The sequence below is a fragment of the Mammaliicoccus sp. L-M44 genome (assembly GCF_022386355.1).
Taxonomy (GTDB): Bacteria; Bacillota; Bacilli; order Staphylococcales; family Staphylococcaceae; genus Mammaliicoccus; species Mammaliicoccus sciuri_A.
Map to the genome: position 1 here is coordinate 36,265 of NZ_JAJNIU010000001.1, position 21,852 is coordinate 58,116.

At 31.8% G+C, this 21,852-nt stretch carries 22 protein-coding genes; 14 read left to right on the plus strand and 8 right to left on the minus strand.

What is annotated here, in order from left to right:
* Positions 1–32: 32 nt before the first annotated feature.
* Together LQ611_RS00155 and LQ611_RS00160 are read right to left on the minus strand one after the other, a co-directional pair.
* On the minus strand, positions 33–218 hold the full coding sequence (locus tag LQ611_RS00155) for a 2-hydroxymuconate tautomerase (protein ID WP_037560206.1): 186 nt from the start codon (positions 216–218) through the stop codon (positions 33–35).
* Positions 218–1,231: a cation diffusion facilitator family transporter gene (locus tag LQ611_RS00160; protein ID WP_107565603.1), complete on the minus strand. Its 1,014-nt coding sequence runs from the start codon at positions 1,229–1,231 to the stop codon at positions 218–220. Before LQ611_RS00160 ends, LQ611_RS00155 begins: the two co-directional genes overlap by 1 nt.
* Positions 1,232–1,625: 394 nt before the next feature.
* On the opposite strand from LQ611_RS00160, the gene mqo reads away from it, so the two are divergent.
* The 4 genes from mqo (at position 1,626) to LQ611_RS00180 (ending at position 5,534) form a co-directional block, all read left to right on the plus strand.
* The gene (gene mqo, locus LQ611_RS00165; protein WP_107565602.1) at positions 1,626–3,110 is read left to right on the plus strand and encodes a malate dehydrogenase (quinone); all 1,485 of its coding nucleotides are present in this window, start codon (positions 1,626–1,628) and stop codon (positions 3,108–3,110) included.
* A 129-nt stretch (positions 3,111–3,239) separates the two neighbouring features.
* The gene (locus tag LQ611_RS00170; RefSeq protein WP_025905962.1) at positions 3,240–3,644 is read left to right on the plus strand and encodes a sporulation protein; all 405 of its coding nucleotides are present in this window, start codon (positions 3,240–3,242) and stop codon (positions 3,642–3,644) included.
* 142 nt (positions 3,645–3,786) lie between these two features.
* The gene (locus tag LQ611_RS00175) at positions 3,787–5,007 is read left to right on the plus strand and encodes a Y-family DNA polymerase (RefSeq protein ID WP_103360554.1); all 1,221 of its coding nucleotides are present in this window, start codon (positions 3,787–3,789) and stop codon (positions 5,005–5,007) included.
* Positions 5,008–5,120: 113 nt separating this feature from the next.
* Complete coding sequence (locus tag LQ611_RS00180) at positions 5,121–5,534, plus strand: VOC family protein (RefSeq protein ID WP_180991426.1); 414 nt, start codon at positions 5,121–5,123, stop codon at positions 5,532–5,534.
* A gap of 58 nt (positions 5,535–5,592) precedes the next feature.
* Here the strand turns inward: LQ611_RS00180 and LQ611_RS00185 are convergent, their stop codons facing one another.
* Positions 5,593–6,300 (minus strand): GntR family transcriptional regulator, encoded by a 708-nt coding sequence (locus tag LQ611_RS00185; RefSeq protein WP_103360553.1) that lies wholly within the window; start codon positions 6,298–6,300, stop codon positions 5,593–5,595.
* A gap of 98 nt (positions 6,301–6,398) precedes the next feature.
* The gene (locus LQ611_RS00190; protein ID WP_103360552.1) at positions 6,399–7,493 is read right to left on the minus strand and encodes a tartrate dehydrogenase; all 1,095 of its coding nucleotides are present in this window, start codon (positions 7,491–7,493) and stop codon (positions 6,399–6,401) included.
* 176 nt (positions 7,494–7,669) lie between these two features.
* Between LQ611_RS00190 and LQ611_RS00195 the strand changes: the two genes are divergently transcribed.
* Together LQ611_RS00195 and LQ611_RS00200 are read left to right on the plus strand one after the other, a co-directional pair.
* The gene (locus LQ611_RS00195) at positions 7,670–8,941 is read left to right on the plus strand and encodes an SLC13 family permease (RefSeq protein ID WP_103360551.1); all 1,272 of its coding nucleotides are present in this window, start codon (positions 7,670–7,672) and stop codon (positions 8,939–8,941) included.
* Between the two features lie 72 nt (positions 8,942–9,013).
* A complete protein-coding gene (locus tag LQ611_RS00200; RefSeq protein ID WP_103360550.1) occupies positions 9,014–10,150 on the plus strand; it encodes a glycerate kinase family protein in 1,137 nt (378 codons plus the stop codon).
* A 32-nt stretch (positions 10,151–10,182) separates the two neighbouring features.
* Here the strand turns inward: LQ611_RS00200 and LQ611_RS00205 are convergent, their stop codons facing one another.
* The gene (locus tag LQ611_RS00205; RefSeq protein WP_103360549.1) at positions 10,183–11,697 is read right to left on the minus strand and encodes a Na+/H+ antiporter NhaC family protein; all 1,515 of its coding nucleotides are present in this window, start codon (positions 11,695–11,697) and stop codon (positions 10,183–10,185) included.
* 205 nt (positions 11,698–11,902) lie between these two features.
* Here LQ611_RS00205 and LQ611_RS00210 point away from each other — a divergent pair, with 205 nt between their 5' ends.
* Together LQ611_RS00210 and LQ611_RS00215 are read left to right on the plus strand one after the other, a co-directional pair.
* Positions 11,903–12,106, plus strand: a complete 204-nt coding sequence (locus LQ611_RS00210; protein WP_103360548.1) for a helix-turn-helix transcriptional regulator — start codon at positions 11,903–11,905, stop codon at positions 12,104–12,106.
* A complete protein-coding gene (locus tag LQ611_RS00215) occupies positions 12,103–12,828 on the plus strand; it encodes a DUF3169 family protein (protein WP_103360547.1) in 726 nt (241 codons plus the stop codon). Before LQ611_RS00210 ends, LQ611_RS00215 begins: the two co-directional genes overlap by 4 nt.
* 320 nt (positions 12,829–13,148) lie before the next feature.
* On the opposite strand, the gene LQ611_RS00220 is transcribed toward LQ611_RS00215, so the two are convergent.
* From LQ611_RS00220 to LQ611_RS00230, 3 genes are all read right to left on the minus strand, one after another.
* Positions 13,149–14,024, minus strand: coding sequence for an IS3 family transposase (locus tag LQ611_RS00220; RefSeq protein WP_308192864.1), 876 nt, complete (start codon positions 14,022–14,024; stop codon positions 13,149–13,151).
* The gene (locus LQ611_RS00225) at positions 14,021–14,557 is read right to left on the minus strand and encodes a helix-turn-helix domain-containing protein (RefSeq protein WP_239709260.1); all 537 of its coding nucleotides are present in this window, start codon (positions 14,555–14,557) and stop codon (positions 14,021–14,023) included. The genes LQ611_RS00220 and LQ611_RS00225 overlap by 4 nt, the downstream gene beginning before the upstream one ends.
* 173 nt (positions 14,558–14,730) lie before the next feature.
* Complete coding sequence (locus LQ611_RS00230) at positions 14,731–15,822, minus strand: prephenate dehydrogenase (RefSeq protein ID WP_103361001.1); 1,092 nt, start codon at positions 15,820–15,822, stop codon at positions 14,731–14,733.
* 113 nt (positions 15,823–15,935) lie between these two features.
* Between LQ611_RS00230 and LQ611_RS00235 the strand changes: the two genes are divergently transcribed.
* The 6 genes from LQ611_RS00235 (at position 15,936) to LQ611_RS00260 (ending at position 21,851) form a co-directional block, all read left to right on the plus strand.
* Positions 15,936–16,982, plus strand: coding sequence for a M42 family metallopeptidase (locus LQ611_RS00235; RefSeq protein WP_107565507.1), 1,047 nt, complete (start codon positions 15,936–15,938; stop codon positions 16,980–16,982).
* Between the two features lie 505 nt (positions 16,983–17,487).
* Positions 17,488–18,891, plus strand: coding sequence for an anthranilate synthase component I (locus LQ611_RS00240; RefSeq protein ID WP_103361003.1), 1,404 nt, complete (start codon positions 17,488–17,490; stop codon positions 18,889–18,891).
* Positions 18,888–19,484, plus strand: coding sequence for an anthranilate synthase component II (locus LQ611_RS00245; RefSeq protein WP_103361004.1), 597 nt, complete (start codon positions 18,888–18,890; stop codon positions 19,482–19,484). The genes LQ611_RS00240 and LQ611_RS00245 overlap by 4 nt, the downstream gene beginning before the upstream one ends.
* Positions 19,450–20,466, plus strand: coding sequence for an anthranilate phosphoribosyltransferase (gene trpD, locus LQ611_RS00250; protein WP_103361005.1), 1,017 nt, complete (start codon positions 19,450–19,452; stop codon positions 20,464–20,466). Before LQ611_RS00245 ends, trpD begins: the two co-directional genes overlap by 35 nt.
* A complete protein-coding gene (trpC, locus tag LQ611_RS00255) occupies positions 20,450–21,244 on the plus strand; it encodes an indole-3-glycerol phosphate synthase TrpC (RefSeq protein ID WP_103361006.1) in 795 nt (264 codons plus the stop codon). The genes trpD and trpC overlap by 17 nt, the downstream gene beginning before the upstream one ends.
* Positions 21,234–21,851, plus strand: coding sequence for a phosphoribosylanthranilate isomerase (locus tag LQ611_RS00260; RefSeq protein ID WP_103361007.1), 618 nt, complete (start codon positions 21,234–21,236; stop codon positions 21,849–21,851). The genes trpC and LQ611_RS00260 overlap by 11 nt, the downstream gene beginning before the upstream one ends.
* Position 21,852: the final 1 nt, after the last annotated feature.

A 21,852-nucleotide genomic window follows, 5' to 3' on the forward strand; every position in this document is an offset into this window, starting at 1 on the left:
ACCATTTATTGCTTTTTATATTGATATAGTTCTTATGAATCAGATTTACGAGTACCAGCAACACCATAGTGTTCAGGTTTCATTTCTTCAATAATCACATGAATATTTTCTTTTGGTGCTTTTGCATTTTGATGAACAGCTTCTGTAACATCTTTTACAAGACCTTTCAATTGTTCATCAGATCTACCTTCAATTAATTTAATGTTTACGATTGGCATTATAAACGCTCCTTATTATATTGAATATTTGCTGAAGGACCACTATCTCCATTCCAGTCTGTTTGACCATCATCTTCTATGAATTCAATGTTCACATCTTCAACATGAGATAAGTCTAACAATTTTAATATAATCCGTTTTCTGATATCTGACAACTCTTTAAGTGTATAATTGTGATTAACTTCTAATAAACATTCTATATGAAGTGCTTCACCTTCTTTAATAACAGCGAGTCTTTTAATATCACTAATTGCTTTATCATCTAATATGACACGTGAAGCATGTATTTCAGATTCATGATCTGCAATACCAAGAACGCCTTGAGCATTTTCAATGAAGATAATACCCACAACTACAAACATCATCACACCAATGATGACTGAAGCAATACCTTCTAACATACCCAATCCTGTTAATCTTGCGATAATGATTGAAAGAACGGCAATAATACCACCACCAGTTGCAACAGTATCTTCCATGAATACTAATTTTGTTGCAGGTTTAGCTTTACCAATCATTAAATAACTTTTAGTAAATGGTGTCAGTAATCCTTTACTGCTTTCACCAGCTTCTTCCAAGATTTCTTTACCAGCTTTTCTTAATACAGTACCTTCTAAAATAATACCGATACCTAGAACAGCGATATTAATCCAGAAGAATAATATTGGTCCGCCAGTTTCATTGGGATGAACAATATGGTGAAAACCTTCTTTAACTGTCTCATAAGATAAAATACCTACAATAATAACTGCTATTAAACAGACGAGGTTAATTAATCTTCCGTATCCAAGAGGAAACTTCTCATTTGGACTTCTTTTAGAAAATGCTGATCCTAAAAATACAAAAAGTTGGTTTGCTGCATCACCGAAAGAGTGCATCATTTCTGCAAACATAGCGATGTTTCCTGTAAAGATAAAAGCGAATAACTTTAAACAACCTAAAATAAAGTTAACGACTGCAGCAGAAAGCGAAGATTTGCTTCCTTTTTTAAGTAAATTAATGAAAGCTTTCATAAAAAACTCCTTTAAAATATTTTTGTTTTGATTATACCACTATAATACCCAAATTCATTATAATATAAGTATCTTTATTTAAATATCATAATAATATTATGTAAACTATAAATGTTAATTGAAATTTTTTAAACCATCATTTAGGTAATCTGTTATACTATTTATATAGATATATTAATTAAGTTATACTAATTCTCGACTATTTTAATGTAACTTAATAATAAAATTAACTTATTACACATTGTGCGCTTGTTGTCACTTTTTAAATGAAAGTATAAGGTTTATAATAGTAGTAATACATAGATTAATTCATACAAATTATTCATTTGTATATTTTTTATGGACATATATTTAGTCGAAATGGTTAATATTGAAAGGGGCTCTGTAGTTAATTATGAATGCTTTACATAAGAAAACAGATGTAATATTAATTGGTGGAGGCATTATGAGTGCTACTTTAGGTACAATGCTTAAAGAATTATCACCAAACTTAGAAATTAAATTATTTGAAAAATTATCAAAACCTGCTGAAGAAAGTTCTAATGAATGGAATAACGCTGGAACTGGACATTCAGCATTATGTGAATTGAATTATACTAAAGAAGAGGCGGATGGTTCAGTTAATATTGATAAAGCTATTCAAATAAATGAACAATTTCAATTATCAAAGCAATTTTGGACATATTTAGTAAACAAAGGTAGTTTAACAGATCCACAATCATTTATTCGTCCTGTACCACATATGAGTTTTGTGTATGGAGACAAAAATGTACAATTTTTGAAAAATAGATGTGATGCATTATCAAAAAATCCATTATTCAATGGTATGACATTTACGGATAATCTTGAGACGTTAAAGCATTGGATGCCACTTATGATGGAAGGGCGTTCGAAAGATGAAACAATTGCCGCAACTAAAATTGAATCTGGTACGGATGTAAACTTTGGGAATTTAACGCGCTCATTATTAAGTGACTTAAAAGATCAGGGTGTTGAGTTAAATTATAATCATTCTGTTCAGAATATTCGAAGAAATGAAGACAATTCATGGCAATTAAAGATCTATAATGCCGAAACTAAAAAGGTTGAATATCACAATACTCAATTTGTGTTTATCGGTGCTGGTGGCGGTAGTTTACCACTTTTACAAAAGACAGGCATTAAGGAAGCTTCTAATATTGGAGGTTTCCCAGTTAGTGGTTTATTTATGGTATGTAATAACGAAGATATTATTGCTAAACACGATGCTAAAGTATACGGTAAAGCAAAAGTTGGCGCGCCACCAATGTCTGTGCCACATTTAGATACTAGATATATTGAAGGTAAACGTTCATTATTATTTGGACCATTTGCTGGATTCTCACCTAAATTCTTGAAAACTGGCTCTAACTTAGATTTATTTGGCTCAGTGAAACCGAATAATATCTTTACGATGTTATCAGCTGGTTTAAAAGAAATGGGATTAACGAAATATTTAGTAGAACAAGTCTTATTGTCAGATGAAAAGCGTTTAGAAGAACTAAAAGAATTTATACCGACTGCTAAGTTAGAAGATTGGGATATCGTAATCGCTGGTCAACGTGTACAAGTCATTAAAGATACAAAAGAAGGAGGAAAGGGTACATTACAATTTGGTACTGAACTTGTAACAAGTGAAGATGGCTCTATTTCTGCGTTATTAGGTGCATCTCCAGGTGCTTCTACTGCTGTACACGTTATGTTGCAGTTACTTGAAAAATGTTTCCCTAATGAATTTGTAAACTGGGAAGATAAAATTAAACAAATGATACCTTCATTTAGAACAAATTTATCTGATAATCCAGAATTATTTAATGAAATTAATACATCAACTTCGAAAGCTTTAGGTTTATATAAGTAAGTTTATGTTGAAAATTGACGTTTGTTAAAAAAATATCAATTATAATTAAAAAAATCCTCTTTAATCACTTTAAATTTTAGTTTAATCGAGTTAAACTATCTTTAATGAAGATTAAGGGGGATTTGTATTATGTTTGAAAAGTTACTTACCTCTATAGGTGTCGGTAATCTAACAATCGATACGCGTTTAGAAAAGATGACTTTTAATGAAGAAGAGCCCATTAAAGGTAAAGTAATATTTAAAGGCGGTTCATGTGATTTAGAAGTTAAATATATTGAATTGTCTCTTATTGAACGTGTCAATAATCAAAATGAGGATAGTGATTTTTCGGAATTTGATTATGAATTGCATAAGCATAAAGTTAATCAATCCTTCTTGATTAAGAAGAAAGACCACCAAGAATACGAATTTGAATTTAAATTAGAACAAATTGAATTCAAAGGCGAGCCAGAAGAAATATTTTTAAAGACACATGTTCATATCGATCAGTCAATTGGTGCTGATGACGAAGAAAAATTAAGTATAGTACGATAACTTATAATGAAGTCTTACAAAGTTGACCTATAACAGGTTAATACTTTGTAGGACTTTTTTATTTAGATAAATAAATCTCTTGAAATAGAACATGTGTTCGTATATAATAGTGGTACAAACAAATGTTCTGGGAGGTGATGTGATGTACAATTACAGTGATTTCCAAGAGAGATATATTTTATGTTTAAGTCATCATAACTTTTTTGCAAATGTGTCATGTGTTTCTAAAGGTATTAACCCAAATGAATATAAATTAGCTGTTATTTCTGATACGAAAAGGCAAGGCGCTATCGTTATTTCTGCTACTGAGCCGTTACAAGAATTAGGAATCAAGACTGGTTCAAGACTATTTGAAATACCACATAGAAATGATATCTTTATTATCAATCCAAATATGAAACAATATATAAACTATGCAAATGCTATTTATAAAGTATTACTTAAATATGTACATGCAGATGATATCCAACAACATCGTATAGATGAAATTTTTATTGATGTGACACATTATTATAAACAATATTGTGATAATCCAATTGAATTTGCTGCAAGGATCCGAACTGAAATAGAACAAGAAACGCAATTAAATTGTCATATAGGTATTGGACCAAACATGTTGTTAAGCAAGTTGGCTTTAGATAATGAGTCTTACCAACATGATCAATTAATTGGAGTATTAAATTATAGCGATATAAGAGATAAAGTGTGGCCGATACATCCATTGCATAAAGTGTGGGGGATAAATGATCGGTTAGAAAAGGAACTAAATGAGCTTGGTTTATATACTGTTGGAGATTTAGCACGCTATCCAGTTAATAAATTAACACAATTATATGGCAAGATGGGTAAGGAATTGAATTTAATCAGTAATGGTATAGATACTAATATCGTACGTGAAACACATAGTATTTATAATCCGGACATTAAATGTGAAGTCGCGCTTGAAAAACAATACCAATATTATGAAATGAAAGAAATCATTCTTCAACAAGTGGAACGTTTAACGAAACAATTAAGATCTAGAAATTTATTAGTTAAGACCATTGCTTTTTCACTGAAAAGTAATGCCAATACAATTTCTAAATCTTACACTTTAAAAGACGGCACGAATATTACGATGGATATATTTAGAGTAATCTGGAGTTTTACAGAACAGTTATGTGATAAACAGGAGAAGTATTCATCATTAAATATTTCGCTTACACAACTCGTGCCAGAACGAGCTCGTGAATTGAATTTATTTATAGATACATTTGAGCGAGAACGTGATGAAGCATTAGTGTTGCTTACTAATGAAATGAGTGTCAATAACACATATAGTAGACAAGAAGAAAGTAATCATCATTTAATTAAACATAACTGAAATATAATAATTAATCGTTTTGTGTTTAAAATGTAAATTTTATTAACATTTGACAAATTCTTTGCACATTTATATACTTATTTTGATTAACAATCAAATATGGGGAGTGGTGCATGGTGATTAAACAAGTTACACCTTATCTTTACTTTAACGGAACTTGCGAAGAAGCGTTAGGGTTTTATAGTGAAGCCTTAGATGGAAGCGTAAGAGAATCACAAACTTATGGTGACGCAGGTGTAGATGCCTCCGAAGATCCTAATAGAATTATACATGCACAATTAGAAGTTAATGGTCATTTATTTATGTTTTCTGATATACCAAATGACGATGATTCACTTCATAAGAAACACAATATATATATTGTGTTAGAATTTGAGACAGAAGAACAAATTAATGAAGTTTATAATATTTTTAAAGAAGGTGGACAAGTTCAAATGGAACTTGGACAAACTTTCTGGGGACAGACATATGCGAAAGTAATCGATCAATTTGGTATAGGTTGGGATTTAACTTATACACATCAATAAAATAAAGTATAAAGAAAAACCATAAACAATTTTTGAGTAAAGTTTATGGTTTTTTAATCTAGTCATTTAATGAATTAACAATTTCTCCCCACGCTCTTTTTCTGTGAGACTGCATAGCTAATCGTGCGGCATGCTTATCTTTAGCTTCTATACATGCAATAATAGCTTTATGTTCAACGATAGATTGATAAGGAGCAGGTCGGTCATTGATCGTAAATAGTCTAGCTCTATATAATTGGTCTGCATGTATATTAATAACGCTACTTAAGCGTGTATTATTTGCAAAACTAATTAAATCCGCATGAAATTGATCATCTAATATAGACCATTCGTATAAATTATTCTGTTCAAGTTGTTCTTGCTGTAATGCAATTAAATGCTTTAAATGTGCTATATTTTCTTCTGTCACTTTTGTTGTCGCTAATTCTACTGCTAAACCATCTAACGTTTCAGTGATTTCATAGATTTCCTTCAAATCATGTTTTTTTATCGGATTGATATGAAAGCCACGCCTCGGAATTAAAGTCAATAATCCTTCAGTTTGTAATCTTACTAAAGCTTCTCTAACAGGCGTACGGCTCATTTCTAAAGCTTCAGCAATTTCCCTTTCTAAAATTGTTTGACCTGGCTCTAGTATTAAATTTTTAATCGCGATACGTAATATATGATAAGCACGAATAGGTAATCGCTGTTCATCTAACTGCTTAGCGATGTCTAGAAGTTTTCCTTTTAAAGAATCATATTCAGTTTGATGTTCCTCTGACATATCTCACCCTCCTCAAAAAAATACACGTCTTTCTTAAAATGAGTTTCCCTCATTATACCAGAAAGACGTGCGGTTATATAAAATGATTAAGAATAAAATTATTGCTTTACATTTGAATGTAAGTTCTCAATAATTGAATCTGCCATTTCTTTAGTTGATGTATTGCCACCTATGTCTATTGTAAGTGCGCCAGAACCTGTCGCTTTCTTAATAGCTTCATTGACTTGATTCGCTTCTTCTTTTAAGCCTAAATGATCTAACATTAATGCTGCACTACCAATAGCTCCAATAGGGTTTGCGATTCCTTTACCAGCAATATCCGGTGCAGAACCATGAACAGATTCAAACATGCTTGGATAACGACGATCTGGGTTTAAGTTTGCACTTGCTGCAATACCTAAACTGCCTGCTAATGCACTACCTAAGTCAGATAATATATCTGCTAATAAGTTAGATGCAACTACGACTTCTAAATCTTCTGGATGTAACACAAAGTGTGCCGCCATAGCATCAACTAACCATTGATCAGTTTCAACATCAGGATATTCTTTGCTCACACGTTTAAATACATCATCCCATAATACCATTCCATATTGTTGCGCATTACTTTTAGTAACACTTGTTACTTTTTTACGTTTACGCTTTCTTGCAGTTTCAAACGCATATCTAATCACACGTTCACAACCTTTTTCTGTAAATAAAGATGATTGAACGGCTACTTCATTGCCTTCACCTCTACCAGTAAAGTTACGACCACCAACACCTGAATATTCACCTTCAGAATTCTCACGGATTAGTACCCAATTTAAAGATTCAACATCAGGATGATTTAATTTACTTTCAACACCTGGTAAAAATTCAACTGGACGAATATTTGCCCATTGGTCAAAACCTTGACATATAGCAATTCTCAATCCCCATAAGCTAATATGGTCGGGAACATTTGGGAACCCTACAGCACCAAAGTATATAGCATCATAGTCTTTTAAAGTTTCTAATCCATCTTCAGCCATCATGCGACCATTTTCTAAATAGTACTCACATCCCCAAGGGAAGTAATCAAAATCAAATGAAAATTGATTATTGGATTGCTCTGCTAAATGATCTAATACACGAACCCCTTCGTTAATAACTTCTTTACCAATACCATCACCTGGAATGACAGCGATTTTAAATGTTTTTTGTTGTGACATGATACATAACCTCCTGTTTCTTTGTGATACATCCATTATTAAATAATGTATACGTTGTTGTCAATGTATAACTTAAAAAGAAAAATATTTCACTAATTCATTGACTTAATGTATACGTTAATGTATGATGATTGAAATGAAAACGCTATCAAATTTTGAAATAAGGGGTGCTTAGAATGGACGGTTCAATAATTACTTTAATATTTTTAGTATTTGCAATTGTTATGTTTGCTTGGGAAAAGATACCGTTAGCAGTAACTGCAATGATTGTCGCAATAGGGTTAGTTATAACAGGCGTGCTCAAACCTGAAGAAGCTTTTGCAGGATTTGTCGATAGTAACGTACTATTATTTATGGCCATGTTTATTGTTGGCGGTGCGTTTTTCGAAACGGGAATGGCTCAAAAAATAGGGGGAATCGTCACAAAATTTGCTAAAACTGAAAAACAATTAATTATTTCTGTTATGTTAATAACTGGTTTAATGTCAGGTGTACTTTCTAATACAGGTACTGCCGCAGTTTTAATACCAGTTGTAATTGGTATCGCAGCAAAATCCGGTTTCTCAAGATCTACTTTACTCTTACCATTAGTTTTTGCAGCTGCAATGGGTGGTAACTTAAGTTTAATTGGGGCGCCAGGTAATATGATTGCACAATCAGCACTTAAACAAATAGGTGATGGGTTTGGATTTTTTGAATATGCAAAAGTAGGGTTACCAATTCTGATTATCGGTATATTATATTTCACTTTAATTGGACATAAATTATTACCAAAAAGAGAAGAAGTTGATCTTGAAGAAGATTCAATATATGCTCAAGAAGTTGATTATTCAAAGGTTCCAAAATGGAAACAAGTTATGTCTTTAGGCGTATTGATTTTAACCGTTATTGCAATGATTTTTGAACAGCAAATAGGTATTGCGTTACATGTTTCTGCATGGATTGGTGCTCTAGTATTAATAGCAACCAGAGTTATTCCAGAGAAAAAAGCAATGAGATCAATTGATATGAATACGATATTATTATTTGTAGGTTCACTTGCTTTAGCAAATGCTATTCAAGTATCTGGTGCAGGAAAGGTTATTGCCAGTACGTTAATAAGTACTTTAGGAAAAGACCCTTCTCCTTATGTATTATTATTTGTTATTCTCGTGTTATCTGCTACGATGACGAATTTTATGTCCAATACCGCAACAACTGCATTATTAGTGCCAATTAGTATATCTATAGCAAATGGTATGGGGGCTGATCCTAGCGCTGTATTGATGGCGACTGTAATCGGTGGTTCACTAGCATTTGCGACACCAATTGGTATGCCTGCTAATACAATGGTTTATGGTCTTGGAGGATTTAAGTTTAAAGACTATGCTATTGCGGGTATCCCACTTATTATTTTATCTATCATTGTTTCAATGATTCTGTTACCAATATTCTTCCCATTTTATTAATTAAATCTGTTAATTTTACATTTTTTCTGTAACATATAAATAGAACGAAATCTTAAGAAGGTGGCGATATTCATGAAAGTATTAATTGCACCAGATTCCTTTAAAGGTAGTATAGATGCGCTAAGTGCTGCGCAAGCGATAGAACGTGGCATTTTAACAGTAGATTCAGAAACTAAAACGTTTCTTCTTCCAATGGCAGATGGTGGAGAAGGCACGATGATTAATTTAGTGCAAGCTACTGAAGGAACAGTAGTTGAATTTAATAGTATAGATCCATTATCAAGACCTATACAATCAAGTTATGGTATAACTGGCGATGGAAAGACAGCTATTATCGAACTAGCAACGAGTTCGGGTATTGATTTACTTAAACGAGAAGAACTTAATCCGATACATACGACCACTTATGGTACAGGATTACTTATTAAAGATGCTGTTGAAAAAGGTATTAAACATTTTATTGTTTGTTTAGGTGGAAGTGCTACAAATGATGCGGGTATAGGATTGTTACAAGCATTAGGATATCAATTTCTAGATGAAAATGGTGTAGATATACCATTTGGTGCACAACATATTCATAATATTGAAACGATAGTTGAATCAAACGTTATGCCACAAATTAAGGATGTTAAATTTGAAATTGCTTGCGATGTGACGAATCCATTTGTCGGTAAACAAGGTTCAAGTTATATATTTGGCCCTCAAAAAGGTGCCACACCAGAAATCGTTGAGAGGCTAGATCAGTCACTTATTCATTTTGCAGATGTTATTAAGACATTTAAAGGCAAAGAAATAAGCAATATAGAAGGTGCTGGCGCTGCAGGTGGAACAGCAGGCGGCATGTTAGCATTCTTAAATGCAGAATTAAAAAGAGGTATCGAACTAGTAGTAGATTTTGTGAATTTTAAAGATATTATTAAAGAAAATGAAATAGACTTGATTATCACTGGTGAAGGTAAAATCGATGGACAAACTTCTGGAGGAAAAGTCATATCAGGAATTGCACAAATTGCAAAATCTTATCAAATACCTGTTATCGCAATTGGTGGTACAGTTGAGAGGCCATTGTCAGCACTTCATGAGCAAGGTTTAACTGCGGCATTTAGTATTGCAAATGGTCCAATAACTTTAGAAGAAGCGATGAATAATGGTGATAAACTCATTGAACAACAAACTGAACAAATTTTTAGAGCGCTTAAATTGAATTAATAAAAAGAGGTGGGAAATTATCCCATCTCTTTTTAATGATTATACCGATATTTCTGAACTTGATGAATAATAAAGACGCCACATATCATGAATAAGATAGCTAAAATAAGTGTGAATTTAAAATCAATTATACTTGTAATAAGTAATGCAATCGTTGTTACAACACCATTAAATATAGCAATCGGTACTTGGGTCTTATTGTGATCTTTATGGTCAGCACCAGCACCTGTTGATGATAGTATGGTCGTATCTGATATTGGAGAACTATGATCCCCAAAGATACCTCCAGAAATAACGGCTCCTATACAAACTGCTAACGAAATGTCTAAATGATATCCTAATGGAATTGCGAGAGGTAACATAATAGCAAATGTTCCCCAAGATGTTCCGTTTGCGAAAGACATACATGCACCTACAAGGAATATTAAAGCAGGTACAATAGCAGGTGGGATTGTGCCATCGATGACTTGAACGATGTAGTTAGCCGTTCCTAATTTGTCCAATACACTTCCTAAAGACCATGCTAATACTAAAATAACTAAAATATCTGTCATATTTTTCATACCGGACGTATAAATATTTAATGATTGGCTAATTGTTTTAACTTTATAAAATAACATTAATAAGATAATTGAAATAGCTGCAAAGAAATAAGATAAACTTAAAGCTATTCTGAAATCTTTACCTTCCACACTTTGGAACGGGAAGCCTTTAGGTGCTAATAAAGTAAACAATGAAACAATTAAAATGACAATAGGTAACCAAATTAGAATGGGTTTACTTTTATTTTCCACATCTTTATCGACTTCCACACTTTCTCTTAATGGCTTCGCATTGTCCCAATAAATTTGACCAGTATTCATTATTCGATCCTCAGCTGACTTCATAGGTCCGAAATCTAATTTTAATAAAATGATGAGAGGAACGATTAATACCGCAAGGACTGGATAAATAAAGTAGGGTAATGAAACCATAAAGGCATCCCATGAGGACATATCTATACTTAATCGCTTAAATTCTGTATCAATTAACCCCATAATATAAACGCCCCAACCAATAAATGGTACCATTACAGAAACTGGCGATGCAGTTGAATCAATAATCCAAGCTAATTTTTCTCGAGAAATCTTCGCTTTATCAAATAAACTTTCATAAATTGGTCCAACAATTAAAGGTGTGCCCATTTCAGAAAAGAATATTATAATACCACTAAACCAAGCAGCGAGTTGAATTTTGATACGACTTTTCGCACCGGATATAAATCGATTTGCAAATGTCTTAGCACCACCTGAATTCTCAAGCAATGCGACAAATCCACCGATAAACACTAATAAAATAAGAATTCCAGCATTATATTCATCCGCAACTGTGCTGTACAAATAATCTCCAAGTAATTTTTTTAAAGAAGATATTGGATGAAAACTCGTTAACAAGAGTATGCCTGAAAATAATCCTAAAAATAATGAAACAATAACACTTCTTGTAAGTAATACCATAATAATGGCTATAATTGGAGGAATAATCGACCAAAAGCCAAAATGATCCATAAAATTACCCCCTTCAAAATATTCTGAAATATGTAATTATTTAATCTTCACATATAATGACGAATAAGTAAATATGATATTAATAAATTAGCAATGATATGTATTCTTATGCGAAGAATTTGTGACAATTATATATAACAAAATGACAAGTATAGTTGTCATTTTGACTATAATCATGTATATTATAAATGTAGGTGGTGGTCAAATGAGAAATAGGGTAAAAGAGTTAAGAGCTCGGGAAGGATTTAACCAAACTGAATTGGCTAAAAGAGCAGGTATTTCAAGACAAACAGTTTCTTTGATAGAACGGAATAACTTTATGCCATCTGTATTGACTGCTGTAAGAATAGCAAGAATACTCAAAGAAAATGTTGAAGATATTTTCATATTCGAGGAGGATGAATTATGAAAAAGAATAAAATTATGTTAATTGGTAACTTTATATTATATATGCTGATCGGTGGTTTAGTAGGTGGATTACTTACAAGTATTTTTAAGAAAGGTCACGACTTTTTAGAAATTGAACTTACAACAGTGCAAACTGATATTACTGCCACCATTTTAACTATTGTATATATTATTTTAATAATCATCTTAATTAATGTTTATAAAAAAGCTGAAAAATATAGAAAATATGAAACAAACCCAGAAAATGAAGATGAAATAGAAATACAGTTAGAAAAAACATTAATTTACCCACCCATATTGCTTGGTATCATTATGACAATAGCATTAACAATCTTAAACATCGTCATTAACTTAACAAAAGAACCAAGTATGCTGTCATTGTTAATTGCAATCGTTTCATTAATATCAACAGCACCAATATCATATATGCATTTATCTAAATTGAGAAAATTATATCCAGAACGAAACTATCCAAAAGCAGGAGATAAACAATTAAACGAAAAAATGATTGATATGATGGATAGTGGAGAACAGTATATTACATTAATTGCACTACAAAAAACTTATACACTGAACCAACAATTAATAATCGGATGTATAGCACTAGCATCAATTTTCTCAATTTCTTCAGACAATAATCAATTCTTTAGTGTGTCATTATTGATTATTTTATATTTAGTCAATACAATGTATTACTCTAAAAAAGTATCAGAATCAATATAAAAAACTGCCTAATACGGGCAGTTTTTTGTTTGAGTATAGGAGGATGTGAGTTAAAGCTGGAGTAAACAATAGAAGTGAGCCAAGTCTTAGCTTAACGCCTAACTTAAGCCAAGAGATTGTGCAAGTCATGGCTTAATGTCTAACTTAAGCCAAGAGATTGTCCAAGTCATGGCTTAACGACCAACTTAAGCCAAGAGATCACTCAAGTCTTAGCTTAATGTCTAACTTAAGCCAAGAGATTGTGAAAGTCATGGCTTAATGCCTAACTTAAGCCAAGAGATAGCCAAAGTCTGTACTGAACCCAAAAATCTAAACCTTAATTAGTATATTATTTCAAAGGTTTGTCTCCTGTAATTTTTGGGAGATAAGCCTTTTAATTTTGATTTGATTCTTTCGTTATTATAAAAATTGATATATTGATGAATAGCTTGTTCAAGGTCCTGAAAATCTTTAAATTCTTGGCCATAATACATTTCTTGTTTAAGTAACCCAAAAAAGTTTTCCATAACTGAATTATCTAGACAATTACCTTTTCTAGACATACTTTGAAATATTTTATGGTCTTTTAATAATCTAGTGTATTGCGAATGTTGATAATGCCAGCCTTGATCTGAATGAATCGTTAAACGGTGGTCTAGGTTTGGACGACGCTCTATCATTTCTTTTAATGGATTGATGACTATATCTAATGTTGGACGACTTGAGATTTTAAAGCTGAAAATCTCTGAACTATATAAGTCCATAAAAGGTGATAAATATAATTTCTGACCATTCATTAATTTGAACTCTGTAATATCTGTTACGACTTTTTGAAATGGGAGACTTGTTTTAAATCTACGATTTAATATATTTTGAGCTACTTTACCAACTTTACCTTTAAAGGAACGATACTTACGTCCTCTATGTGTGAACTTTGTACAAGTTAGATTATATTCTTTCATGATTCTTAGTACTTTTTTATGATTTACGATAAGACCTCTATTTCTTAGTGCTTGTGTAACACGACGATAACCATAGGTATGGTTTGATTCTTCACATATCTCTTTTATTACTTGAATCAATGTTTCATCTTTATCAGCTTTACTAAGTTGATTTATCCAATAATAGTATACAGATTTAGCTATTTGAACGACTTTAAATAAGATACTTAATCGTATATTATATATTTCATGTAATGCCTTAATGACCTTTACTATTTCTGATTTTTGCTTCCGTAAATGTCGGTCAAGGCCTGTAACTTTTTTTGATAGGCTATACCTGCCTTTAACGTCTCAACTTCATTTCTAAGTCTTTCAAGTTCTTCACGTTCATTTTCATTTAAAGGTAAATTTTTATTATCTGATTTAGCTCGTTTTTTAGTCATAGTGTGAGATCGTCCCTTTTGTTTATTATCTATATCAAGACGACACTTTTCATCAAATTGATGTTGCCAATTGGCAATGATAATAGAATTAATAATTCTAAAGTGATTCGCAGTATCTTGATAAGACAACATATTTTCTTGTCTAAATTTTAAAACAGATAATTTAAATTCGCTAGTATAAACAGTATTTCTACTTTTTATTTCTAAACCTTCTTCTCCAAACTCTTTATATTGATTGACCCAAATCCGAATGACAGACCAACTTGAAACACCATATTTTAAAGCAATTGTTCTATAACTTTGATTTCCTTCTAAATATTCTTTTACAAGTTTTATTTTGAATTTAAAATCATATTTTTTCATCATAAGAATGCACCCCAATAATTTGATTTGTTTAGGTCAAATATTTGGGTTCACATCAGGCATGGCTTAATGCTCAATTTGAGCCAAGAGGTCATCCACAATCATTTACTCAAATCAAAACAAAGCCAAGAGACCTTAAATCTCTTGGCTTTTTTTCCTAATCTCGATATTCAATATTACAATGTATACGTATCAAATGATTGTAAGGCTTCGATTGCGCTATCTCTATCTGTGCTTGATTTGAAGCTTAACCTTAATGCACCCATAATATCTTCTCTTACTTCTAATATTCGGATATTTGTTATTGATATGTGATTTTGTCCGAGTATTCTTGTTACTTCACTGATCATACCGGGTTTATCTGGGATATCAACATATAAATCGAATGTTGAAGTTAGGGCACCTTGCTCTTTTATAGGGAGTTGGTCTCTATATGTTTTGGCTGATTGATAAAAATCATGAATTAATGCTGGATTTCCTTCTTCAATCATTTCTTTCGTATGTGTCATTTGTTCAATCCAATTTTCCATAAGTGTGACAAGATGTTCTTTATTTTCTAATGTGATGTCGCGCCACATATCAGCATTACTGCTCGCGATACGTGTGATGTCACGGAAACCGCCTGCTGCTAACAATCTGACATATTCTGAAATTTGTGTATTTTCTTCGTTCATATGAATTAAACTTGATGCGATGACATGTGGAAAATGACTGACGACACCTGTTACATAGTCATGTTCTTTTGCTGACATTTTGATGAATTTTGCTTTAGTCGGTTCTAGCAAATGTTTGACTTCACTATAAGCCGCTTCATTTATCGCTTGATCATATATCAATACATAATAAGCATTCTCGAATAAATGTTTTTTAGAATTTGTGACACCTGACTTATGACTACCTGCCATTGGATGTCCACCGATTAAATGAATATCTTGTTCTAATAATTGTGATTCTAGTGAACTTAATCCTAATTTCGTACTACCTGTATCGGTAACGATTAATCCTGGTTTAGTATCAATCTCTAATAATCGCTTACCGTATTCGATTGATTGTTGTACGGGTGTGGCTAATATAATTAAATCTGCTTGACGAGCACTAGAATCAAAGTCTGTTGCGATTTCATCTATAATTTTCATAGATAATGCGATTTCTGAATGTTTTTCAAAATAATCGTAACCTGTTATATGTAAATTGGGATGATAAAATTTAATATTTTGTATTAAACTCCCACCAATTAATCCTAGTCCAACTATAAATACGTGTTGCATAAAATCCCTCCAATACTTTAATAGTTTAAAGCAAGTTAGCGTGTGAAAGCAAGTGTTATTGATTTATTTTTTTAAAAGTATAGAATGATAATAAATGTATAAGGAGTGGTAATATGACAATTAACGTAAAAGAAACGATCGATACAATTAAAGAACTTGTATACATTAATAGTCCATCGGGATTTGCTGATCCAGCAGTTGAATATTGTAGAAAAGTTGCTGAGTCATTAAATTATGATACGAGTGTAACACACAAAGGTGGATTATTTATCAACGTACCAGGAAAAAATGAAGATGCACAACGACTGATTACAGCACACGTAGACACATTAGGTGCAATTGTTAAAGATATTAAAGAAGATGGTAGATTGCAATTAGATTTAATAGGGGGATTTAGTTGGAATGCGATTGAAGGGGAATTTTGTACCATCACTACGCAAAGTGGAAAAGAAATAACAGGTACCATTTGTTTACATGAAACAAGTGTCCATGTTTATAAAAATAATACTGAAATTCCACGAAATGCCGAACATATGGAAGTCAGATTAGATGAAAAAACATTTAATCCTGAAGATACAAGAGCACTAGGTATTGAAATTGGAGATGCTGTGAGCTTCGATCCAAGATTTGTGCATACAGAATCAGGATTTGTTAAATCTCGTCACCTTGATGATAAAGCAAGTGTTGCGATGATATTACAATTTTTAAAATATCTTAAAGAAGAAAATGTCGAATTACCACATACGACACAATTTTATATATCAAACAATGAAGAAATTGGATATGGTGCAAATTCAAGTATTTCAGATAAAGTTGTAGAATTTATCGCATTTGATATGGGTGCATTAGGAGATGGGCAAGCTTCTGATGAATACACAGTATCTATTTGTGTAAAAGATGCTTCAGGTCCATATCATGTAGGTTTAAGAAATCATTTAGTCAATTTATGTAAAGAAAATGATATTCAATATAAATTAGATATATATCCTTATTATTGTTCTGATGCTTCTGCTGCTTTACATGCAGGCGCTGATATTAGACATGGATTATTCGGTGCAGGTATTGAATCTTCACACGCTTTAGAACGCACACATGAAGATTCAATTCTTGAAAGTGAAAAGTTATTAAGAGCATATTGTTTATCAGAAATTAAAAACTAATCAGAATTTAAGGGTTGACATTTAAAATTTATTCTCGTATAGTGATATTTAATTAATCCGAAGAAATCATTCGGAATTTGAAAGATGAGTATCTCGTGTTGATAGTAGCAAATAGAAAGCTAATGGTTGATGTAAATTAGCACTACACACATAGAGAGAATTGGGCTTTCAAATTATCAATTAAATGAAATTTAGAGTGAACATGAAATTCAATGTTAACTAAGGTGGCACCACGGTAACGCGTCCTTACAGATAGCGTATACTGTGGTGTCTTTTTGTATACCTAAATCAGTGGTCATAAGTATAAATTAAAGCCTGTAGCAATCAGAAAGTTAGTGGTTGATGTAAACTAACACAGTTTAATTTAGAAATGGGGACCATGTAGAAATAATTGAATATTTAATGAGTGAATAAGTTCTAGACTTATTAATGAAGGTGGTACCGCGCATAAGCGTCCTGTTTAATTAGGATGTTTATGCGCGGTTTTTTATTAAGGAGGATTAAGATGATTATTAAATTTAAAAAGTTAAATGCTGATATTACCCCAGAAACTTTAGGACAAATAAATCGTAAGAAAATGATTTTAGAAAGTGCCAGTACAGATCAAATGAAAGGTAGATTTTCAATTGTAGCATTTGATGCAGTTGGAAAAGTGAATTTATATGATAATTATTTACAAATATTCATAAATGAAGATGAACAACTTATAAATGAACGTCCATATGAAGCATTAGAGGATTTCATCAATGATATGAAAGTTGATGAAGTTCCAGAAGCTTTAACACATTTACCATTTGTGTCTGGCATGATCGGGTACTGTAGTTTCGATTTAATTAGGTATCAAAATAAATTACTTAAACAAATTGAATTGAAATCAGATATCCCAGACGCTTCATTTAATCTCGTTGAATCTGTATACGTATTTGATCATTTTAAAGAAGAATTGTTTGTTATCACATCTAATCTTTTTAGTCAGAATACAGAAACACAAGTTGAACATGAGCTCAATAAAATGGTTGAAACATTAAAAGATATTTCACTATTTCAAAATAAAATTGATCATACATTAAGAGGTGAACTTGAAACAAATATAAGTGAAGAAGATTTCATGCAAGAAGTCGAATATTATAAATCGCTTATTAGTAAAGGTGATATGTTCCAAGTCGTACCTTCAAGAATTTATAAATATAAACATTACTTTAACGAACAACATAAAGATACATTGAAGCTTCAAATATATAAAAATTTAAAAAGACAAAACCCAAGTCCATATATGTATTACATTGACGATGAAGAAAGAACTATCATCGGATCTTCACCAGAAAGTTTCATTAAGAAACAAGGTGACATCATTACAACGAACCCGATAGCAGGTACAAACAAAAGAGGTCAAACAGAAGAAGAAGATAAACAAAATGAAATTGCACTGATTACAGATGAAAAAGAATTAGCTGAACATCGTATGCTTGTCGATCTTGGAAGAAATGATTTAAATATGATTGCTCAAACAGGTTCAGTATATATGCCTAAGTTAATGACTGTTGAAAGATTTGAACATGTTATGCATATCGTCTCAATCGTCGAAGGTAAAATTAGACCAGACATTACACCGCTTCAAATGATTACAGCTTTATTACCAGCAGGAACAGTATCTGGTGCACCTAAGACGAGAGCAATCACAAGAATTTATGAAAGCAGAAAAAGAAAACGCGGGATATACGCTGGAGGTGTTGGCTATATTAATTGCACCCATGATTTAGATTTTGCTTTAACAATTAGAACAATGGTTGTAGATAACGAATATGTAAATGTAGAAGCTGGCTGCGGTGTTGTATATGATTCAAACCCACAAAAAGAATTAAAAGAAACGATGATCAAAGCAAAAAGTTTATTGGAGGTTACACCATGATATTAGTAATTGATAATTATGATTCATTCACATATAACTTAGTAGATTTAATTAAGCAACATGATGATGTCGTGATCTATCATCCGGATGAGGCACCGTTCAATTTAAATATTGATGGATTAGTTATATCTCCAGGACCTGGTCATCCTGATGATACAGAAGACTTAAAAAATTTAATAGAAGCATATAAAGATAAACCGATATTAGGTATTTGTTTAGGTGCTCAAGCTTTAACAACATATTACGGTGGAGAAGTTGTCGTCGGGAAAGAAGTTAAACACGGTAAAGTAGATCAAATTGATATTATCGAAACTTCTAAATTGTATCAAGAATGCGAGCAGCATTTTAATATTATGAGATATCACTCATTAATTAGTGATGAAAAAACATTTCCGAACACGTTAAAAATTACAGGAAGAACGAAAGATTCCATACAATCATTCGAACATAAAGTAAAACCACATTTTGGGATACAATTTCATCCTGAATCATTTGCTTCAGATCATGGAAATGAAATTGTAAAAGCTTTTATCGACATAACAAGGGAAGGTGCAAATTATGAACACATTAAAACAACTCATTCAGTATCATGATTTATCGCAACAAGAAATGAAATCATTTGTAGATTTAATGATGGATGAACAAGCAGATGTATCATTAAAGGTTGCACATTTAGTGGCATTAAGTATGAAAGGTGAAACATCAGATGAATTATCGAACTTAAGTCAAAGTTTAATCGAAACAACATATAAAGAAAGACCTTATTTAGAAGATAGTATTTGTGTTTGTGGCACAGGTGGTGACCATTCTGGCAGCTTTAATATTTCAACAACCGCTTCATTTGTCGTTGCGGCAGCTGGCTTAAAAGTTTTGAAACATGGTAATAAAAGTATTACATCTAAAACAGGTAGCATTGATATCTTATCTGCTTTAAATATTCAAACAACACCTATTAAAGATGCGACAGAAAAAGTGAATGCAACAAATTTAGCATTTTTAAGTGCAACTGAAACATACCCGATTATGAAAACTGTCCAACCTGTTCGTAAATCAATACCAACACCAACAACATTTAATTTACTTGGACCAATGATTCATCCATATCATTTAGATTATCAAGTGATGGGCGTTTATGATGAAACGAAACTTAAAATTATTGCTGAAGCTATTTATAAATTAGGAAGAAAACGTGCCATTATCGTGCATGGTGCAGGTGGAATGGACGAGGCTACTTTATCTGGTGACAACATTATATATGAAGTATCTCAAGATGAAGGCATTAAACATTATACTGTAAATGCTGAAGACTACGGATTACAATCAGCGCCTAACGAATCATTAAAAGGTGGAACACCTGAAGAAAACAAAGTCATTACTTTAGATATTTTAACAGGACAAGATCATGGCCCTAAAAGAGATGTCGTTGTATTAAATGCTGCTTTAGCGTTATATGCTGGTCAAAAAGTAGACTCTATCAAAGAGGGTATTACGTTAGCAGAGTCTTTAATAGATGATAAACATGCATTAAATATATTAGAAGCTGTAGGAGGCAAAGTTTATGACAATATTGGATGAGATTGTAGAATATAAAAAAACATTACTAAATAATCAATATTATGAACAAAAATTAAACACATTGGAGAAAGTCGATGTAGAACATAAAACATCTTTCTTAAGTCGTACACAGCATGATAATAAATTAAATATTATTGCTGAATTAAAAGCAAAAAGTCCTACAGTATCAGATATTCCGAAACGAGATATGGCTACTCAAATTAAATTATATGAACAATACGGTGCATCTGCTATATCTATATTAACGGATGAAAAATATTTCGACGGTAGTTACGAAAGGTTACAAAGTTTAACAACTAAGACGACATTACCTGTATTATGTAAAGATTTTATGATTGATAAAAGACAAATTGACTTAGCACATCATGTTGGTGCCTCTATCGTATTATTAATCGTGAATATTTTATCAAAAGAAGAACTCGAAACTTTATACGCATATGCGACAGAAAAAGGTTTAGAAGTACTTGTCGAAGTGCATGATAAAGAAGAACTCGATATTGCACATGAAATTGGTGCACTGTTAATTGGCGTTAATAATCGTGACTTAAAAAGATTTGTCACAGACGTTAAACATACAAATGAGATCTTAACACAAATTAAACCAGGTGTGACATACATTTCTGAAAGTGGTATTCGTACTTTAGATGATGTGAAAAGTATTATCGGTAGTGGTATTGATGGCGCACTAATTGGGGAATCATTAATGAAACATCCAAACTTAGATGAATTTTTACCAAGTTTACGACTAGAAAAACAAGGTGAGCAACATGTTTATTAAATGTTGTGGCTTTCAAGATAAAGAAGCTATCGAAACAGCTGTATTGAATCATGTCGATGCAATTGGATTTATCACGTATCCAAAAAGTAAACGATATGTATCTGTTGAAGAAATAAAGTCATTAAGTAAAGATATTCCCCAAACGATTGATATCGTAGCTGTCGTTGTGAATTTAACGATGGTAGAAATTGATGAACTTAATCGAGAAACTTCTATTAATACACTTCAATTTCATGGTGATGAATCTGTATCATTTATACAAGAGGTTAAAGAAAAGTATCCACATATTAAAATTTATAAAGCTTTACCAGCTAATGATCAATTACTTACTAATATAGAAGCTTTTAAAAATGAAGTAGATTTATTTTTAATTGACACGCCTTCAAAAGATTATGGTGGTACTGGGGTATCTTATGACTGGTCCATATTAAATGCATTAAACAATATTCCGTATTTAATTGCTGGTGGTATTAATATAGATAAAATTAAACAAATCGAATCATTAAACTTTAATCATAATGGTTATGACATATCAAGTGGAATTGAAACGAACGGACACAAAGATAAAGAGAAAATTAAAGCATTACTAACATATGTAAAGGAATGAT

Coding starts and splice junctions, on each gene's coding strand:
- LQ611_RS00155 (WP_037560206.1), bottom strand. CDS start 218: ATGCCAATCGTAAACATTAAATTAATTGAAGGTAGATCTGATGAACAA.
- LQ611_RS00160 (WP_107565603.1), bottom strand. CDS start 1,231: ATGAAAGCTTTCATTAATTTACTTAAAAAAGGAAGCAAATCTTCGCTT.
- mqo (WP_107565602.1), top strand. CDS start 1,626: ATGAATGCTTTACATAAGAAAACAGATGTAATATTAATTGGTGGAGGC.
- LQ611_RS00170 (WP_025905962.1), top strand. CDS start 3,240: ATGTTTGAAAAGTTACTTACCTCTATAGGTGTCGGTAATCTAACAATC.
- LQ611_RS00175 (WP_103360554.1), top strand. CDS start 3,787: ATGTACAATTACAGTGATTTCCAAGAGAGATATATTTTATGTTTAAGT.
- LQ611_RS00180 (WP_180991426.1), top strand. CDS start 5,121: ATGGTGATTAAACAAGTTACACCTTATCTTTACTTTAACGGAACTTGC.
- LQ611_RS00185 (WP_103360553.1), bottom strand. CDS start 6,300: ATGTCAGAGGAACATCAAACTGAATATGATTCTTTAAAAGGAAAACTT.
- LQ611_RS00190 (WP_103360552.1), bottom strand. CDS start 7,493: ATGTCACAACAAAAAACATTTAAAATCGCTGTCATTCCAGGTGATGGT.
- LQ611_RS00195 (WP_103360551.1), top strand. CDS start 7,670: ATGGACGGTTCAATAATTACTTTAATATTTTTAGTATTTGCAATTGTT.
- LQ611_RS00200 (WP_103360550.1), top strand. CDS start 9,014: ATGAAAGTATTAATTGCACCAGATTCCTTTAAAGGTAGTATAGATGCG.
- LQ611_RS00205 (WP_103360549.1), bottom strand. CDS start 11,697: ATGGATCATTTTGGCTTTTGGTCGATTATTCCTCCAATTATAGCCATT.
- LQ611_RS00210 (WP_103360548.1), top strand. CDS start 11,903: ATGAGAAATAGGGTAAAAGAGTTAAGAGCTCGGGAAGGATTTAACCAA.
- LQ611_RS00215 (WP_103360547.1), top strand. CDS start 12,103: ATGAAAAAGAATAAAATTATGTTAATTGGTAACTTTATATTATATATG.
- LQ611_RS00225 (WP_239709260.1), bottom strand. CDS start 14,557: ATGATGAAAAAATATGATTTTAAATTCAAAATAAAACTTGTAAAAGAA.
- LQ611_RS00230 (WP_103361001.1), bottom strand. CDS start 15,822: ATGCAACACGTATTTATAGTTGGACTAGGATTAATTGGTGGGAGTTTA.
- LQ611_RS00235 (WP_107565507.1), top strand. CDS start 15,936: ATGACAATTAACGTAAAAGAAACGATCGATACAATTAAAGAACTTGTA.
- LQ611_RS00240 (WP_103361003.1), top strand. CDS start 17,488: ATGATTATTAAATTTAAAAAGTTAAATGCTGATATTACCCCAGAAACT.
- LQ611_RS00245 (WP_103361004.1), top strand. CDS start 18,888: ATGATATTAGTAATTGATAATTATGATTCATTCACATATAACTTAGTA.
- trpD (WP_103361005.1), top strand. CDS start 19,450: ATGAACACATTAAAACAACTCATTCAGTATCATGATTTATCGCAACAA.
- trpC (WP_103361006.1), top strand. CDS start 20,450: ATGACAATATTGGATGAGATTGTAGAATATAAAAAAACATTACTAAAT.
- LQ611_RS00260 (WP_103361007.1), top strand. CDS start 21,234: ATGTTTATTAAATGTTGTGGCTTTCAAGATAAAGAAGCTATCGAAACA.